The sequence below is a fragment of the Kocuria sp. MNB10 genome (assembly GCF_054073685.1).
In genome coordinates this window covers 550,375-565,512 of record NZ_CM133411.1, presented here as the reverse complement: position 1 = coordinate 565,512, position 15,138 = coordinate 550,375, and the positions used below count along the sequence as shown (strand labels likewise).

The following is a 15,138-nucleotide window of genomic DNA, read 5'->3' as shown; positions in this document are numbered from 1 at the left end:
GGAGCAGAACAGTGCAGTTGAAACTGACGGACGTCACCAAGAAGTTCGGTGACTTCACCGCCAACAACCGTGTGAACCTCACGGTGGAACCACATCAGATCCACTGTTTGCTCGGTGAGAACGGTGCGGGCAAGTCCACGCTCATGAACGTGCTGTACGGGCTGTACGAGCCCACGTTCGGCACGATCGAGATCGACGGCGCGCCCGTCAGTTTCTCCGGCCCCGGCGATGCCATGGCGGCCGGGATCGGCATGGTGCACCAGCACTTCATGCTGATCCCGGTCTTCACGGTCGCCGAGAACGTGGCCCTGGGTCACGAGAACACGCGCGGGATGTCCCTGGACCTGGAGACCACCCGGGCCCGGATCCGGGAGATCTCCGAACGCTACGGCTTCGCGGTGGACCCGGACGCCGTGGTCGAGGACCTGCCCGTGGGCGTCCAACAGCGGGTCGAGATTATTAAGGCCCTCGTGCGGGACGCCAAGGTGCTGATTCTCGACGAGCCCACGGCCGTGCTGACCCCGCGGGAGACGGACGAGCTGCTCGAGATCATGCGGCAACTGCGGGACAACGGCACGTCCATCGTGTTCATCTCCCACAAGCTACGCGAGGTCCGGGCCGTGTCGGACGTGATCACCGTGATCCGCCGCGGGGAAGTGGTCGGACAGGTGGGCCCTGAGACGTCCACGGATGAGCTCGCGGCGCTCATGGTGGGCCGTGACGTCTCCCTGACCGTGGCCAAGGACACCGCCCACACCACCGGTACCGCGCTCGAGGTGCGCGGGCTCACCGTGGTGGGGGACAACGGCGTCGTCCTGTTGGACGACGTGGAATTCGACGTCGCGCCCGGCGAGATCCTGGCCGTGGCCGGTGTGCAGGGCAACGGCCAGACCGAGCTCACCCAGGCCCTCGTGGGACTCGAGGAGCAGGTGAGCGGTTCCGCGTGCCTGGACGGGCAGGAACTCGTGGGGCTGCGCACCCGGGAGATCCTGGCCAGCGGTGTGGGTTTCGTGCCCGAGGACCGTTCCATGGACGGACTCGTGGGCACCTTCACCGTGGCCGAGAACCTCGTGCTGGACCGCTACCGGGAACGGGAGTTCGCGGCGGGACCGTCCCTGCGCCTCGGTGCGATCAGTGGGCACGCCGGCTCTGAGGTGAACGAGTACGACATCCGCACCGGATCCGTGGACTCTCCCGTGGCCACGCTGTCCGGCGGCAATCAGCAGAAGGTCGTGATCGCCCGCGAGCTCGGGCGGCCCCTCAAACTGTTCGTGGCGTCCCAGCCCACGCGCGGCGTGGACGTGGGATCCATCGAGTTCATCCACAAGCGCATCGTGGCCGAGCGGGACAAGGGCACCGCGGTGCTCATCGTGTCCACCGAACTGGACGAGATCTACGCACTCGCGGACCGCATCGCGGTGTTCTTCCACGGTCGCCTCATGGGTATCGTGGGCCCGGACACCCCGCGCGAGGCCCTTGGGCGCATGATGGCCGGTGAGCCCGCGGACAGCGTGCTGCCGCCCGCGCCGTGGGATCACTCGCACGACGACGGCGGGTCCGGCGTCGTCGCGCCCGGGCAGACCGCGACGGCCACCCCGGCGGGCAGCTCGGCGGCCGCATCCGCGCCCGTCCCCGCGGACGGTGCTGCTCCCGCGGCCGGCGCGGCTCGCCCGGAGGGAACCACCTCCACCGAGGCCTCCGCCCCCGATCCCGCCCCCGATCCCGCCGACCGAACCACCGACCGACCCGAGGGGAACCGCACGGCATGAGCGCGTCCACCACACCGGCCACCTCCGATCAGGTCTCGGCCCCGCCACCCACCGAACTCTCCGCCGCGGACCCGCGCCGGACCCTGCTGGGCTCCACGCTGCAGTCGGTGCTCGCCGTGGTCGTGGCGCTGATCCTGGGCGGACTGCTGATCGCGGTCACGGACGAGCGGGTCCGCCAGGCCGCGGGGTACTTCTTCGCCCGCCCCGGGGACACGCTCTCCGCGATGTGGCGCGCGGCGTCGAGCGCGTACATCGCCATGTTCTACGGCGCGGTGTACAACCCGAACGGCAGCACGCTCGCGGACCGGCTGTACCCGCTGACCGAGACGCTGACCGTGGCGACCCCCCTGATCCTCGCGGGTCTGGGCGTGGCCCTCGCGTTCCGGGCCGGGCTGTTCAACATCGGCGCGCAGGGGCAGATCCTGATCGGTGCCACGCTCGCGGCGTGGGTCGGTTTCGCGTGGCAGTTGCCCGTGGGACTGCACCTGCTCGCCGTCGTCGTCGCCGGTGCCGCGGGCGGTGCCGTGTGGGGCGGGATCGTGGGACTGATCAAGGCGCGCACGGGCGCGCACGAGGTCATCCTCACGATCATGCTCAACTACGTGGCCCTGAACCTCGTGGCGTGGTTGCTCACGCTGCCGGGGTTTCAGCGCGAGGGCTCGTCCAACCCCATCAGCCCGCCCGTCGCGGACACGGCGATGTTCCCCAAGCTGCTGGGTGACCACTTCCGGTTGCACTGGGGCTTCGTGGTGGCCGTGCTGGCCACCGTGGCCGTGGCGTGGCTGCTCAACCGTTCCACCGTGGGCTTCGAGCTGCGCGCCGTGGGAGCGAACCCCCGCGCCGCGCGTACCGCGGGCATTTCCGTGACCCGCGGGTTCGTTGTCGTCATGCTCCTCGCCGGCCTGCTGGCCGGGCTCGCGGGTACCGCGCAGATCGCCGGTACGGAACACTCGCTGACCTCGGGCGTGGCCGCGTCCTTCGGCTTCGACGCGATCACCGTGGCCCTGCTCGGCCGCTCGCGTCCGTGGGGGACGTTCTTCGCGGGCATCCTCTACGGGGCCTTCCGCGCCGGTGGCGTGACCATGCAGTCCATGACGGGGACCAACATCGACATCGTGCTGGTCGTGCAGTCCCTGATCGTGCTGTTCGTGGCGCTGCCCCCGCTATTCAAGTTCGCTACCCGTCGCTCGCAGGAGGCCGCCGCGTGAGTACCGCTATCACTTCGCAGTCCTCCGGTCCTTCGTCCGGATCTCCGGAGCACGCGCCCGAAGCCGCTCTGGCCACCTCCGCCGCGAACCGCGCCGTGGGTGTGCGGACCCTGCGGCCCGCGATCGGCCTGGGTGTCCTGGCGCTCGTGTCCCTGATCGTCTTCGCGCTGAACGCCTCCGGGCAGAGGGTGGACTTCCGGTTCTCGAATGACGGCGGTGCCATCCGCCTGCCCGACGTCTCCGTGCCCTCCGCCCCCTACGGTTGGGTAGTCACGATCGTGCTCGCCGCCCTCGCGGTGTACGCGGCCGTGCAGGCGCGCAAGCTGCCGCGCTGGGCGGTGATCGTGGCCGGTTTCTTCTTCGTGACCGGGTTCCTGGTGTGGATCGTGGGCACCGCCCAGACGCCCAGCATCTCCATCACGGCGTTGCTCGCCGGGTCCGTGGCACTCGCCACACCGCTCGTGTTCGGTTCCTTGGGCGGTCTGCTGTGTGAGCGCTCGGGCGTGGTGAACATCGCGATCGAGGCCCAGCTGCTCTTCGGTGCGTTCTCCGCCGCGGTCGCCGGGACCGTGGCCGGCAACCCCTGGGTGGGTCTGCTCGCGGCGATGCTGGGAGCGGTGCTGGTCGCCGCCGTGCTCGCGCTGTTCGCGATCCGCTACCGCGTGAACCAGGTGATCGTGGGCGTGGTGCTCAACGTGCTCGTCTCCGGCCTGACCGGGTTCCTCTTCGCGACCGTGCTCGAGCCCAACGCCGCGTCCTTCAACGCACCGGACCGCTTGCCGCACGTGCGCATTCCGGTCCTCGCCGAGATCCCCGTGGTGGGTCCCGTGCTGTTCGACCAGTCGGTGATCGGCTACATCATGTACCTCGCGGTGATCGTGGTGTGGTTCGCGCTGTACCGGACCCGATGGGGTCTGCGTACCCGCGCGGTGGGGGAGCATCCCAAGGCCGCGGACACCCTGGGTGTCTCGGTGAATGCGCTGCGCGTGCGCAACGTGTTGTTGGGCGGTGCCGTGGCCGGTCTGGGCGGGGCGTTCTACACGCTCGTCTCGGTCTCCGCGTTCACGCGCGATATGACCGCGGGCGCCGGGTACATCGCCCTGGCCGCGCTGATCTTCGGCCGCTGGAACCCCGTGGGTGCGCTGCTCGCGTCCCTGCTGTTCGGTTTCGCATCCAACCTGGAATCCATCCTGTCCTTCCTGGGCACCCCTGTGCCCAGCCAGTTCCTGGCCATGCTGCCGTACGTGGTCACGATCCTCGCGGTGGCGGGTCTCGTGGGCCGTTCCCGCGGTCCGGCCGCCTCGGGCGAGCCGTACACCAAGGAATGACGCGCACCACGGTACGACGACGCCGGCGCATGCGCCGCTCGCATGGCCACGCGGCGTCGTCGACCGGTGGTGAAAACGCGAGACCGAGCAGTTCCGGAACCGAGCAATCCTGACGTTCGAGCGACGAGGAGAGGCAACGATCATGAGTGGCACCCGCAACCCGGTGGACGAGGCCACGTGGCGCGAACTGCAGCGTGCCGCCACGGACGCCCTGGCCCACTCCTACTCGCCGTACTCCCGATACCCGGTGGGGGCGGCCGCACTCGTGGATGACGGCCGCGTGGTCACGGGCGCGAACATCGAGAACGCGTCCTACGGGGTGACCCTGTGCGCCGAGTGCTCCATGGTGAGCGCGCTGTTCATGTCCGGCGGGGGCAAGCTCGTGGCGTTCGTGTGCGTGGACGGTCACGGAGAGGTGCTCATGCCGTGCGGGCGCTGCCGGCAGCTGCTCTACGAACACCGGGCCCCGGGGATGGAACTGCTCACGGTCAGCGGGGTCCGCACCATGGACCAGGTGCTCCCGGACGCTTTCGGGCCGGAGAACCTGTAACCGGGGCGGAGCGACGTCGAGCCCGTCACGGACCGGCGCACGGGCCCGGTCCCCGGTATCGGCGGAGCCCGCGCCACCTATACTTTGCAGGAAACCAAGCCCGGCTCTGAAAGGGAAACGAACACGTGGGTCTGAGAGATCTGTTCCGCAGCAAGAAGAACGACACCCCGACACCCCAGCCGGCTCCCGGCGCCCGCCCCGTCGACCCTGCGGCCGCTCCCCAGAGTGCGCAGGGCGCTCCCGAGGCACCGCAGCAGGCGCAGGAGAACGCGCCGCGTCGTCATGATCCGAACGCAGTCGCCCTGCCGGAGTCCGGTGCGCTGCGCAACCTCGTGGAGCTGTTGCTGTCCCGCGGCGCGGACCGTGCGCGGCTGACCCTCGTGCAGTCGGGCAACATCATGACGCACCAGACCCGCCAGGCCGTCGGGGACGCCCAGGACGAGGTCGAGAACGGCACCGTGGACCAGGGCTCGCCGCTGTTCGACGACGTCGCGGATCTCTACACCCAGGCCATGAACACCCCCGTGGGGCCGTGGCGTCAGCTGGACCTGATCGCCGCCAACCCGCACGACGGGCAGCGCGAGATCACCGTGACCTACGACTTCCCCAACGGAGAGTCCCGCACGGAGCAGTACGTGCACGGCGCCCCGGCGGAGGCGTCGCAGCATGACCCGGTGGCCGGGGCCCCCGTCGTCAACGGCGCGCTCGCCCAGGACTCCCGGCCCGCCGCCGGGACGGTCCCGGCCGACACCGCTCAGGTCGACGACGACGCCGTGCGGATGGTGCCCGAGCATGGGCCGAGCGAACCCGCCGAGAACGGCGAGGTGCTCACGGCCGGTCACGCGGCCCCCGTGGTCGCCGAGGACACCGACCCCGCGCCCGTTGTGGAGCACGAGCAGTCCGAGCCCGCGGCCCCGGTCGTGCAGGACGAGTCCCTTGAAACGCCCGCGGTGGTCGATCGGGATGCCGCCGAGCTCACGGCGCAGCAGGAAGAGGCCGAGCAGCTCCAGCGGTCGGAGCCGCTCGACGAGCGGGGACAGTTCGAGCAGCGGGAGTCGGCCCTCGCCGCCGAGCCCGTCGCGCAGACCACCGAGGATCGTCCCGAGGTGATCGACGCGACCGAGGAACGGGCCACCGAGACCGATGAGTCCAGCCCCGAGGACCTCCCGGCCCACGTGGACGAGTCCGAGTTCGGCATGGAACCCGCCGAGAACCTCGTGCCCGCCGCCTCTGCGCAGGACACCGAGGACGACCCCGCGAGCGCACCGCAGGTCGCGCTCGCCACGGACGTGGCGCCGTCGTACCGCGGGGCCGAGCCGGAGCAGGGACTCGACCCGGACGCGTTGGCCCCGGGCAACCTCGCGCTGACCACGGGTGACGTGGTCTCCCGCTTGGCGGACGCGCAGCGGCACCTGTTCGATTCCGAGGGCACCGCGCGGGACGTCTCCACCGTGCTGATCCGCGTGCGCGCCCTGGGCACCTATTACGACGCCCTGACCCACGTGCGCCTCAACGGGTTCTGGGATCAGCGCCCGACCTTCGAGTTGGTCCCCGAGGACCTGCTCAAGGTCCAGGAGCTCAAGGACGACTCCTACGTGGAGGGCTCCGGCGCACCGCTGGCCATGATGTTCCGCTTCCGCCCGGGCGTTCCGCCCGAGGTCACGTTCGACTACTCGGACGAGGAGGCCTTCGTTCGTTACGAGCAGCGCCTGCCGGGGCAGAACTACCTCGAGGAGCTGCGGATGTACCCGCGCACCGGCTCCAACATCCCGGAGCACGTGAACGAGGCACTGCAGGACTGGAACTACTGATCCATGACCACGAGAACCACTCCCGAGGCCCCCGACCGCACCACGGACGGGGGCCTCGGGCCACACCGCCGGATCTGCCTGCACGATCACCTGGACGGCGCGCTGCGACCGGCCACGATCATCGACCTCGCCGCAGGTTTCGGCCATGAGCTGCCCGCCACGGACCCCGCCGCGCTCGGTCGCTGGTTCCGGGACAGCGCGAACTCGGGCAGTCTGGAGCGATATCTCGAGACCTTCACGCACACCGTGGCCGTGACCCAGACCGCGGACGCGCTGCGCCGGGTGGCCCGCGAGTACGTCGCGGACTGCGCGGCGGACGGGATCGTGCACGCGGAAGTGCGCTGGGCCCCGGAACAGCACGTGGCCGGTGGGCTCACGCTCGACGCCGCCGTGGATGCCGTGCAGGCCGGTCTCGCCGAGGGCGTGGCCGAGGTCAAGGCCGCGGGCGGTCACCTCTCAGTCGTGCAGATCCTGTGCGCCATGCGCCACCTGGACCGCTCTCTCGAGATCGCCGAGCTCGTGGTGCGCCGCGTGCGTGCCGCGGCGTCCGATCACGCGGTCTCCGACCACGCGGCGTCTGACACCACGACGTCGCACGGGGGCGTCCCCGGCGAACCTGCACCCGGGTCGGTGGTCGCGTTCGACCTCGCCGGACCCGAGCGCGGTTTCCCGGCGTCGGACCACCAATCGGCCCTCGACCTACTCGCGGAGAACTTCATCCCCGTGACGCTGCATGCGGGTGAAGCGGACGGTGCGGAGTCCATGGCGGATGCGCTCACCGCCGGGCGCGCCCTGCGCCTGGGTCACGGCGTGCAGTTGCTCAACGAGGACCCCGACGCGCGGTCGCCGCTGTCCCGGTGGATCCGCGACCGCAGGATCGCGCTGGAGGTCTGCCCGTGCTCCAACCTGCAGACCGGTGCGAGCGCGGTGTGGGGGGACGACATCGCCCATCACCCGGCCACCCGGTTTCTGCGGCACGGCTTCGCGGTCACGATCTCCCCGGATAACCGGCTTATGAGCGACACCTCCGTGGGCAACGAGCTCGAGCTGTTGCGTGAGCAGGCGGGGTGGGACGAGGCCGATCTGGTCGCGGTGCAGCGCAACGCGGCCCGCGCGGCGTTCGTGCCGCGGGCCTATCAGGAATGGCTCGAACGCCACGTGACGGGTGAGGACGCATGACGGCGCCCGAGGAACCGACACGAGAGGCGCCCGCGGGGTCTGTGACCCCGCACGATGAGTCGGCGCAGAAAGCCAGGACGGGAAACATGACCGCCCATGACCCGGTGGCGCCGGACCGAGGCTCCGCACCGGGCGCGGAGTTCGAGCGGCTGCTCGCCGTCATGGACCGCTTGCGTTCGCCGGGCGGGTGCCCGTGGGATGCCGCCCAGACCCACGAGTCGCTGCTGCGCTACCTCGTGGAGGAGAGTTACGAGGTCGTGGAGGCGGTCGAGGCGCTCGAGCCGTCCGAGCGGCGTCGTACCGAGCTCGTGGAGGAACTCGGGGACGTGCTGCTGCAGGTCGTCTTCCACTCGCGCATCGGCCAGGAACACCCCGACGGGCAGCGCTTCGACATCTCGGACGTGCTGGCCGCGGTCACGGACAAGCTCGTGCGGCGCCACCCCGCGGTGTTCCCACCGGGCGACGACGCCGCGGCGCGCCAGGCCGCGGGGACGACCGCTGCGACTGCGGGCGCTGTGAAGGCGACCGCTGCGGACAGCACCGTTGTCGAGGGCACCACCCTGGACAGTGCCAGCCCAGGCGGCACTGGCTCGGATGTCACGGGCGCGAGCGGCGTCGTCGGCAACGGGACACCGAGCGATGCGGAACTCGCCGCACGCTGGGACGCCGTGAAACGCCGCGAGAAACCCCAGCGCACGCGGATCTTCGACGGCATCCCGCCGGCGCTGCCCGCGCTCGCGTACGCCGAGAAGGCCCTGTCCAAGGCGCGCCGGCACGGCGTGGCCGGGCTCCCGGAACCGCGCCCCGAGTCGGACGAGCAGGACCGGCAGGCGGAGGAGGACGCGCTGGGGGAGGAGTTGTTCCGCCGCGTGCAGGACAGCTCCGCGCGCGGCCTCGACGCGGAGCGCGCATTGCGGACGGCGGTGCGACGGTTCGTGCGTGACCACGACGCACCTTTATCGCCCGCACCCAGCGACGCTCGGTAGGCTAATGACCGGGGGACCGCCCCACGGGTCGACGACCGACAAGGAGATTTTCATGGCAATGATCATTGCGCTGCAAGCCCGCCAGATTCTGGACTCCCGTGGCAACCCCACGGTCGAGGTTGAGGCACTGCTCGAGGACGGCAGCTTCGGGCGCGCGGCCGTGCCCTCCGGCGCGTCCACCGGTGAGTTCGAGGCCGTGGAGCGCCGCGACGGCGACAAGAAGGTCTTCCTGGGCAAGGGCGTGCTGGACGCCGTCCACGCCGTGGACGAGGAGATCGAGCAGGCCGTGGTGGGCCTGGACGCCTCCGACCAGCGCGCCGTGGATCAGGCCATGTTGGAACTGGACGGTACCGACAACAAGGCCAAGCTGGGCGCCAACGCGATCCTGGGCGCCTCCATGGCGATCGCCCGTGCGGCTGCGAGCTCCGCGGACCTGGAACTGTACAAGTACCTGGGCGGGCCCAACGCGCACGTGCTGCCGGTGCCCATGATGAACATCCTCAACGGCGGTTCCCACGCGGACTCCAACGTGGACATCCAGGAGTTCATGATCGCCCCGATCGGTGCTCCCACGTTCTCCGAGGCCCTGCGCTGGGGCGTGGAGGTCTACCACAGCCTCAAGTCCGTGCTCAAGGACCGCGGGCTGTCCACCGGTCTGGGTGACGAGGGCGGATTCGCCCCGAACCTGGAGTCCAACGCCGCCGCGCTGGACCTGATCCTCGAGGCCATCGAGAAGGCCGGGTACAAGCCCGGTCAGGAGATCGCGCTGGCCCTGGACGTGGCGTCCTCCGAGTTCCACGAGAAGGGTTCCTACACCTTCGAGGGCCAGAAGCGTTCGGCCGAAGACATGTCCCGGTACTACGCCGAGCTGGTCGAGAAGTACCCGCTCGTGTCCATCGAGGACCCCCTGGACGAGAACGACTGGGAGGGCTGGGCAGCGCTCACCGAGCACATCGGGGACAAGGTCCAGCTCGTGGGTGACGACCTCTTCGTGACCAACCCGGAGCGCCTGGGTCGCGGCATCGACGAGCACGTGGCCAACGCCCTGCTCGTGAAGGTCAACCAGATCGGCTCCCTCACCGAGACCTTCGACGCGATCGAGCTCGCCCAGCGCAACGGCTACCGCTGCATGATCTCCCACCGTTCCGGCGAGACCGAGGACACAACGATCGCGGACATCTCCGTGGCCGTGAACGCGGGTCAGATCAAGACCGGTGCCCCGGCGCGTTCCGAGCGCGTGGCGAAGTACAACCAGCTGCTGCGCATCGAGGAGGAGCTCGGCGATTCCGCGACCTACGCCGGCGCTTCCGCGTTCCCCCGCTTCACCGGCAAGTGAGCTGTGCGGCGGCCCCCGTGCCGCCGTGGGTTCCCTGATGACGACGCCGCTCGCCCCGTTCCCGGGGCCGGGCGGCGTCGTGCTGCGGGTAGACTGACCGAGCACGAACCACCCACGTCACCCGGGAGGCACCCATGGTCGGACCCCGCCCGCGGATCCCCCGTATGGGCCCCGAACCCGCTGACGACACCCCGCGCGAACCGCGCGGCGGGCGCTCGCGGGACGCTCGGCGCAACCCTCCGCGGGACACGCAACGGTCCGCGAAACGGGACTCGCTGAGGGACACCCCCTCCCAGGACAGCGCTGGCGGCTCGTCGACGCTCGCGGCCCCCACACCCGCCCACTCGTTCAACGGGCGCCTCGTGGCCCTGATCGTGGTGGCCACGCTCATCGTGTTCCTGGCCGCGCCCACCACCAAGATCTTCTTCGACCAGCGCGCGCAGATCTCCGCGCTGCAGCAGAGCATCGCCCACGAACAAGAGCGACAACAGCAGCTCAAGCACGAGGAACAACTGTGGGGGGACGACTCCTACGTGGAGCAACAAGCGCGTGAGCGGATGTCCTACGTGATGCCGGGGGAGAACGCCTACCTGGTGCTCGGCGCGCAACCGGGCGTGCGCCAGAGCGTCGAATCCTCCGCCGAGCAGGTCGAGGCTAGCAAGCCGGCGTGGGCGGACGGGCTGTGGCAGTCCGTGGTGGACTCCGCGTACCCGCCCGAACAGATCACCCTTGAACCGCAGACCCGAGGAAGTGGCAATCAGTGACCGCAGCGGCCCATGAACACCGCCCGTCCGTGACCGATCAGGACCGCACCGTGGTGGGACACCAGCTGGGTCGGCCCCCGCGGGACGTCGTGGAGATCGCGGCGCGCTGCGTGTGCGGGAACCCGCTGGTCGTGGCCACGGCCCCCCGGTTGAGCAACGGTTCCCCGTTCCCCACGGTCTTCTACCTCACGCACCCCGTGATCACGTCCGCGGTGTCCCGGCTCGAGGCCGAGGGCACCATGTACGGCATGTCCGACCGGATCACCGAGGACCCGGAACTCGCCGAGCGGTACCGGGCCGCGCACGAGCACTACCTGGAGCAGCGGCGCCGGATCGGGGAGGAAGCGGGGATCGGCGAGGTTCCCGAGATCGAGGGGATCTCCGCGGGCGGCATGCCCACGCGTGTGAAGTGCCTGCACGTGCTCGTGGGGCACAGCCTCGCGGCCGGTCCGGGGGTGAACCCCCTGGGGGACGAGACTCTCGAGCTGATCTCCGACACCTGGTCCCGGGACCGCTGCGCATGCGATCCCGCGTGGCGCAGCGCGGACTGACCCTCGTATGGCGTTCGTCCCGGTGGGGTGACGTTCTCGAGGGGCGGTCCGATCATGACTGCCCCGATCACTCATGCGCGATCATGCGTGTGCCGTGACCACCGCGGGCATGGGCGGTGGCGCGTTCGCTGGTCAGAGTCCCGGGTCGGGGTCCACGGCGCGCAGCGCCACGTCCACACCGCCGCGCGCGGACTGCCACAAGAACCACCCGAGCAACGTGAGCGTCCCCGCCGCGCGCCGGAGCCACGTGCGCGCGGCCGCGGTTCAGAACGACCCCAGCCCCGTGCCACGGCACCACGATGCCCGCCGCGGCCACGAGCAACCACGAGACCAATTCGCCGTCGGGCCTGCGGCGCGGATCGCGCTCCGCCGTTCATACCAGCCATGTGAACCGCATGAGCAGCAGGGTGGAACCGGTGGCCACGAGCGGCAGGATCGAGTCCAGGCCCACTCCCAGTACGGAGATGGGCGATACGGTTTCCTTGGACACGTGCGTGTCGAACGCGTCCGGGGTCAGCGGGGCGCCAGCGACGGCGGCCAGGTACGTGCCGATGTTGCCCACGAAGGACAAGAGCATGAAGGCGGTGAGCGCACCGTGGTGCCGTTCGGTGTGGCGCAGTTTGAGCTACGTCAGGGCCAGCAGGGACCCGCCGTACAGCAGCGCGGCGATCAACAACAGGGGCCGGACCACGGCGTCCACTGAGAAGCGGGTGCCGAACAACAACCACGGGACGTCCACGGACTCGCCGCCACCGAGCACCGCCAGCAGCCCGGCCGGCACCGCGGCCAGTGGGGCACATAGGGCGGCGCCGCGGCGCACGGGCGCCGCGCGCTGTGCCGGGAGCACTCCCGCGAGCACCACGACGGCGACCACCGCGATCGGGACCAGGAACGTGAGGGCGAAGAGCATCAGCCGAGCACCCCCTCTGCAACCTGGCGGGCGATCTGCAGCGGAGCGAACTCGAGCGATGCCGCGAGACCCACGAACACGGACGCGGCCGCGGTGATCACGGTGGGCACCAGCAGGCTGGCCGGTTCCCGCATCACGACGGTCGCACCGGGCTGCGCGGCCGTGCTGCCGCCGGACGTCGCAGGGGAAGCATCCTGGTCAGCGGGGTCGCGGAACCACATGTGGTAGACCGCCGGCAGGAAATACATGGCGTTGAGCAGAGACGAGGCGATCAGCACGCCCACGACCCAGGGGTGTTCCGACTCCAGGGCACCCAGGCCCAGCATCCACTTGGACACGAAACCGGCGGTCACGGGCAGACCGATCATGCCGAAAGCGCCCACGGTGAAGGCCGCGGAGGTCCACGGCATGCGCCGACCCAGACCGTGCATCTGCGAAAGCTTGGTGATGCCCAGGGCCTCGGCGAACAGTCCCGCGCAGAAGAACAGGGCGATCTTCATGAGTCCCTGGTGCACCAGGTGCACCACACCGCGCGTGGTCCCCGCGAGCGTGACCAGGGAGATCCCGACCACCACGTAGCTGACGTGCGAGACGGTGGAGTACGCGAGCCGCTTCTTGAGGTCCTCCTGGCGCAGGGCCTGGTAGGAGCCGTACAGGATGGTTAAGCACGCAACGATCAGCAACGGGGTGAGCACGCCCAGTTCCGAGGCCACGTGGATCCCGTACACGTCGTCCACCACACGCACGATCCCGGCGGTCAGCGCGATCTCCACGATGAGCATGGCCGCGAAGGACCATTCCGGGGACCACCCCAGCCGCGCGTCACCGAGCGAGACGGCCAGCGCCCCGGTCAGGATGAAACCGATCATGCCCACGATCAGCAGGGGCCGTAGCCACCGGCCGGTCAGCCGGTCCAGGGGCACCCCGGCGCTGCGCAGCAGGATGAGCGCGCCTGCCAGCACAGCCCCGGACTGAAACGCACCGCCGGAGTCCGAGCTGCCCAGCCGCAGCCACACGAGGATCATGAGCACCCCCCAGACCCAGGAAGGACATGGCCTGCACGCTGCGCGCGGGGGAGCACGGTGGCCGCGGTGGTCGCGAGCACGGCGACGCCGAGGGCCACGTCGAGGGCGATGAGTTCGGTCACGGGGCGGGCCGCCTCGGGTCCGCGGTGCCGGGCGCGCTGGGCTCATCTGCCGTGCCCGCGGTGAAGAACAACACTCCGCACACGATCAGGACGGCGCTGAGGCCGGTGATCATGCGCCGTCACCGCCTCCAAGCGGCGCGGGGCTCGTCCTCGCGCCCCGAGCGGCACCGGGGGGGTGCGCGCCGCGGTCAGTCGGACGACGGCCGTGAGCGAGGCCAGCCCGATCAGCACCACGGCCACGTCCGGGAATCGCGACGACGCCGCGGGCCCAGCAGCACGGTCAGCAGCGCCACGAGCGCGGCGCCGGTGGTACCGCTCAGCAGCAGCGACAACAGCCAGCGGTCGGTGACGGGGCGGCGGGCCGTGACCACGAACGCGACCACGACATCAACCAGGAGCACCACGAAGACCGCGGTGAGCAGGATCTCGAACACATCGGCTCCTCGGATCGCGGGTCACGGGCTGCGCAGGTGATTTACGGGGGAGGGGGCGGAAGTGCCCCGCGACGCGGGTAAATTGGTGCCGGGCCGGTCAACCGGCACGCTCCCACCGAACCGAGGATCCATCACCCATGCGCGTTGCGGCCATCGACTGCGGTACGAACTCCATCCGTCTGCTCATCGCGGACGTGAAGGACAAGGACGGCCACCTCGAGCTCAAGGACAGGGTGCGCGAGATGCGCATCGTGCGCCTGGGCCAGGGTGTGGACGCCACCGGCTGGCTCGCCGAGGCCGCCCTGGAGCGGACCTTCGCCGCCGCCGAGGAGTACGCCCGGCTCATCACCAAGCACAAGGTGGACGCCGTCCGGTTCGTGGCCACGTCCGCCACGCGCGACGCCGGCAACCGGCAGGTCTTCGTGGACGGGATCAGGTCCCGCCTGGGGGTGACCCCGGAGGTCGTGAGCGGTGACGAGGAAGCGGCGTTGTCATTCCGCGGCGCGCTCAATGCGGCCGCGGGCCTGACCCCGGATGACCGCGTGCTCGTGGTGGACCTGGGCGGTGGTTCCACCGAGTGCGTCCTGGGCTCCCCGGATCACGTGATCGCCGCCCGCAGCGTGGACGTGGGGTGCGTGCGCATGACCGAACGCCACCTGGGGTCCAACCCGCCCACCGAGGAACAGCAACGTCTCGTGCTGCGGGACGTGGACGAGGCCATGGACACCGTGGCCCGCACCGTACCGCTCGAACTGACCACCCGGCTCGTTGGTGTCGCCGGGACGGTCACCACGGTCAGTGCCATGGCCATGGGTCTGAGCCGCTACGACGAGGACCGGATCAACGGCAGCGTCCTGGGCAGCGACGTCGTTATCCGGGCGTGCCGGGACCTGACCGGGATGACGCGGGAGGAACGCGCCGAGCTCGGGTTCATGCACGAGGGCCGCGTGGACGTCATCGGGGCGGGTGCGCTCGTGTGGCGCCGGATCATCGAACGTGTCTCGGACGCGACCAACGGGCGCGTCAGCACCGTGACCGCGAGCGAACACGATATTTTGGACGGAATCGCCCTGTCCCTCGCGGCCTGAGATCACGGGCCAGTCGCCGTCGCACCCCGGCACACCACCTGCGGGCGCGCGGGGGAGCGGACGCCCGCGCCGGCACC

General features: G+C 70.3%; 15 protein-coding genes. 11 read left to right on the top strand and 4 right to left on the bottom strand.

Features of this window, described 5'->3' with window-relative positions; translation table 11 throughout:
• Nucleotides 1-11: 11 nt before the first annotated feature.
• The 10 genes from ACW9PK_RS02525 to ACW9PK_RS02480 all read left to right on the top strand — a co-directional run bounded on the left by ACW9PK_RS02525 (nucleotide 12) and on the right by ACW9PK_RS02480 (nucleotide 11,482).
• Nucleotides 12-1,769 carry an ABC transporter ATP-binding protein gene (locus ACW9PK_RS02525; protein ID WP_457016385.1) on the top strand — a complete coding sequence of 586 codons (1,758 nt, stop codon included), beginning with the start codon at nucleotides 12-14 and terminating at the stop codon, nucleotides 1,767-1,769.
• Nucleotides 1,766-2,977 (top strand): ABC transporter permease, encoded by a 1,212-nt coding sequence (locus ACW9PK_RS02520; protein ID WP_457016384.1) that lies wholly within the window; start codon nucleotides 1,766-1,768, stop codon nucleotides 2,975-2,977. Before ACW9PK_RS02525 ends, ACW9PK_RS02520 begins: the two co-directional genes overlap by 4 nt.
• Nucleotides 2,974-4,305, top strand: coding sequence for an ABC transporter permease (locus ACW9PK_RS02515; RefSeq protein WP_370520527.1), 1,332 nt, complete (start codon nucleotides 2,974-2,976; stop codon nucleotides 4,303-4,305). The genes ACW9PK_RS02520 and ACW9PK_RS02515 overlap by 4 nt, the downstream gene beginning before the upstream one ends.
• 142 nt (nucleotides 4,306-4,447) lie before the next feature.
• Nucleotides 4,448-4,855 (top strand): cytidine deaminase, encoded by a 408-nt coding sequence (locus tag ACW9PK_RS02510; protein ID WP_098055423.1) that lies wholly within the window; start codon nucleotides 4,448-4,450, stop codon nucleotides 4,853-4,855.
• 125 nt (nucleotides 4,856-4,980) lie between these two features.
• Complete coding sequence (locus ACW9PK_RS02505; RefSeq protein WP_457016383.1) at nucleotides 4,981-6,666, top strand: hypothetical protein; 1,686 nt, start codon at nucleotides 4,981-4,983, stop codon at nucleotides 6,664-6,666.
• Nucleotides 6,667-6,669: 3 nt separating this feature from the next.
• Nucleotides 6,670-7,845, top strand: coding sequence for an adenosine deaminase (locus ACW9PK_RS02500; RefSeq protein ID WP_368844449.1), 1,176 nt, complete (start codon nucleotides 6,670-6,672; stop codon nucleotides 7,843-7,845).
• A gap of 86 nt (nucleotides 7,846-7,931) precedes the next feature.
• Nucleotides 7,932-8,831, top strand: coding sequence for a MazG nucleotide pyrophosphohydrolase domain-containing protein (locus ACW9PK_RS02495; protein ID WP_457016382.1), 900 nt, complete (start codon nucleotides 7,932-7,934; stop codon nucleotides 8,829-8,831).
• Between the two features lie 52 nt (nucleotides 8,832-8,883).
• Nucleotides 8,884-10,167, top strand: coding sequence for a phosphopyruvate hydratase (gene eno / locus ACW9PK_RS02490; RefSeq protein WP_035963725.1), 1,284 nt, complete (start codon nucleotides 8,884-8,886; stop codon nucleotides 10,165-10,167).
• A gap of 134 nt (nucleotides 10,168-10,301) precedes the next feature.
• Nucleotides 10,302-10,931: an FtsB family cell division protein gene (locus tag ACW9PK_RS02485; protein WP_064847171.1), complete on the top strand. Its 630-nt coding sequence runs from the start codon at nucleotides 10,302-10,304 to the stop codon at nucleotides 10,929-10,931.
• Nucleotides 10,928-11,482 carry a DUF501 domain-containing protein gene (locus ACW9PK_RS02480; RefSeq protein WP_206399522.1) on the top strand — a complete coding sequence of 185 codons (555 nt, stop codon included), beginning with the start codon at nucleotides 10,928-10,930 and terminating at the stop codon, nucleotides 11,480-11,482. Before ACW9PK_RS02485 ends, ACW9PK_RS02480 begins: the two co-directional genes overlap by 4 nt.
• Before the next feature lie 373 nt (nucleotides 11,483-11,855).
• Here ACW9PK_RS02480 and ACW9PK_RS02475 read toward each other — a convergent pair whose 3' ends face one another.
• The 4 genes from ACW9PK_RS02475 to ACW9PK_RS02460 all read right to left on the bottom strand — a co-directional run bounded on the left by ACW9PK_RS02475 (nucleotide 11,856) and on the right by ACW9PK_RS02460 (nucleotide 13,973).
• Entirely contained in the window at nucleotides 11,856-12,059 is a 204-nt protein-coding gene (locus ACW9PK_RS02475) for a hypothetical protein (protein WP_457016381.1), read from the bottom strand.
• Between the two features lie 48 nt (nucleotides 12,060-12,107).
• A complete protein-coding gene (locus tag ACW9PK_RS02470) occupies nucleotides 12,108-12,392 on the bottom strand; it encodes a hypothetical protein (protein ID WP_457016380.1) in 285 nt (94 codons plus the stop codon).
• Nucleotides 12,392-13,417: a proton-conducting transporter transmembrane domain-containing protein gene (locus tag ACW9PK_RS02465; protein WP_368844454.1), complete on the bottom strand. Its 1,026-nt coding sequence runs from the start codon at nucleotides 13,415-13,417 to the stop codon at nucleotides 12,392-12,394. The genes ACW9PK_RS02470 and ACW9PK_RS02465 overlap by 1 nt, the downstream gene beginning before the upstream one ends.
• Nucleotides 13,418-13,763: 346 nt before the next feature.
• Nucleotides 13,764-13,973, bottom strand: coding sequence for a hypothetical protein (locus tag ACW9PK_RS02460; protein WP_457016379.1), 210 nt, complete (start codon nucleotides 13,971-13,973; stop codon nucleotides 13,764-13,766).
• A gap of 137 nt (nucleotides 13,974-14,110) precedes the next feature.
• Between ACW9PK_RS02460 and ACW9PK_RS02455 the strand changes: the two genes are divergently transcribed.
• Nucleotides 14,111-15,061, top strand: coding sequence for a Ppx/GppA phosphatase family protein (locus tag ACW9PK_RS02455; protein WP_367402293.1), 951 nt, complete (start codon nucleotides 14,111-14,113; stop codon nucleotides 15,059-15,061).
• Nucleotides 15,062-15,138 lie beyond the last annotated feature (77 nt).

What these genes read in the sequence shown, in the direction of transcription:
- ACW9PK_RS02465 (WP_368844454.1), bottom strand. Translation starts at nt 13,417, where the DNA reads ATGATCCTCGTGTGGCTGCGGCTGGGCAGCTCGGACTCCGGCGGTGCG.
- ACW9PK_RS02470 (WP_457016380.1), bottom strand. Translation starts at nt 12,392, where the DNA reads ATGCTCTTCGCCCTCACGTTCCTGGTCCCGATCGCGGTGGTCGCCGTC.
- ACW9PK_RS02475 (WP_457016381.1), bottom strand. Translation starts at nt 12,059, where the DNA reads ATGCTCTTGTCCTTCGTGGGCAACATCGGCACGTACCTGGCCGCCGTC.
- ACW9PK_RS02520 (WP_457016384.1), top strand. Translation starts at nt 1,766, where the DNA reads ATGAGCGCGTCCACCACACCGGCCACCTCCGATCAGGTCTCGGCCCCG.
- ACW9PK_RS02510 (WP_098055423.1), top strand. Translation starts at nt 4,448, where the DNA reads ATGAGTGGCACCCGCAACCCGGTGGACGAGGCCACGTGGCGCGAACTG.
- ACW9PK_RS02500 (WP_368844449.1), top strand. Translation starts at nt 6,670, where the DNA reads ATGACCACGAGAACCACTCCCGAGGCCCCCGACCGCACCACGGACGGG.
- ACW9PK_RS02485 (WP_064847171.1), top strand. Translation starts at nt 10,302, where the DNA reads ATGGTCGGACCCCGCCCGCGGATCCCCCGTATGGGCCCCGAACCCGCT.
- ACW9PK_RS02455 (WP_367402293.1), top strand. Translation starts at nt 14,111, where the DNA reads ATGCGCGTTGCGGCCATCGACTGCGGTACGAACTCCATCCGTCTGCTC.
- ACW9PK_RS02495 (WP_457016382.1), top strand. Translation starts at nt 7,932, where the DNA reads ATGACCGCCCATGACCCGGTGGCGCCGGACCGAGGCTCCGCACCGGGC.
- eno (WP_035963725.1), top strand. Translation starts at nt 8,884, where the DNA reads ATGGCAATGATCATTGCGCTGCAAGCCCGCCAGATTCTGGACTCCCGT.